At 69.0% G+C, this 1,070-nt stretch carries 1 protein-coding gene; it reads right to left on the bottom strand.

Annotated elements, in window-relative coordinates:
- A partial coding sequence (locus QR77_RS29215; protein ID WP_150130594.1) for an acyltransferase domain-containing protein occupies positions 1-1,070 on the bottom strand: 1,070 nt, incomplete at both ends.

Genomic DNA, 1,070 nt, shown 5'->3' with positions numbered 1-1,070 from the left:
CCTCGCGATACGACCAGGACGCCGTAAGGTCACGCACCACGCGCCGACGCCGGAAGACGGACAGCGCGGGCACGACCTCTTCGAGCACCGCTCTGTCGAGACCGACCTCGGAACCCAGCTCGCCAAAGCCCAGGCCTTCCACGAGGCCCCAGAACCCGTCGTCAGGGGCGGCAGCCGTCTTCGCCGTGGGCCAGTAGCGTTCGCGCTGGAAGGCGTACGTCGGCAGCGCCACGCGCTGACCGCCGCCGGCCCCCTGCGCCCAGTCGACATGGCCGCCGGACACCCACAGCCGAGCCAGCGCCTCCAGGACCGTGCGTTCCGCGTCCCGGTCATGCCGGGACAGGGGCACGGCTGTGGCGTCGGTGAGTTCGCCGACCATCGCGGACAGCACACCATCCGGACCGACCTCGACAAACCGAGCGACGCCGCCGGCTTCCAATGCCTGGACTCCGTCGGCGAATCGGACCGCTGAGCGGACTTGCGAGACCCAGTACGCGGGAGACATCAACTCCTCGGCGGTGGCCATCCGGCCGGTGACATTCGAGACCACAGCCAGAACCGGAGCGTGGAACTCCACACCCTCCAGCACCGCCCGGAAGTCCTTCAGCATCCCGTCCATGCGCGCCGAGTGGAACGCATGGCTCACCTTCAACCGCCGCGTACGACGACCCGAATCGGCGAAATGCCTGACGACGCGCTCGACTTCGGACTCGTCACCCGACACCACCACCGACGCGGGCCCGTTGACGGCGGCGATGCTCACACCTTCAGCCAGCAGCGGCAGGACGTCGTCCTCCGACGCCTCCACCGCCGCCATCGCACCGCCAGTAGGCAGCGCCTGCATCAACCGACCACGCGCAGCAACAACCCGGCACGCATCGGCAAGCGACCACACCCCCGCCACATACGCGGCGGCCAGCTCACCGATCGAGTGCCCCAGCAGGTAATCCGCCCGAATCCCCCAGGACTCCAGCAGACGGAACGCAGCGACCTCGAAGGCGAACAACGCCGGCTGGGTCCACTGTGTCTCATCCAGCCCCTCGCCCCCGAACATCACCTCCCGCAGCCCA

It is taken from the genome of Streptomyces sp. 150FB, from assembly GCF_000818195.1.
In the GTDB taxonomy this organism is placed as follows: Bacteria; Actinomycetota; Actinomycetes; order Streptomycetales; family Streptomycetaceae; genus Streptomyces.
The sequence above is the reverse complement of the archived record's forward strand: the minus strand, read 5'-3'. Positions and strand labels throughout refer to the sequence as shown.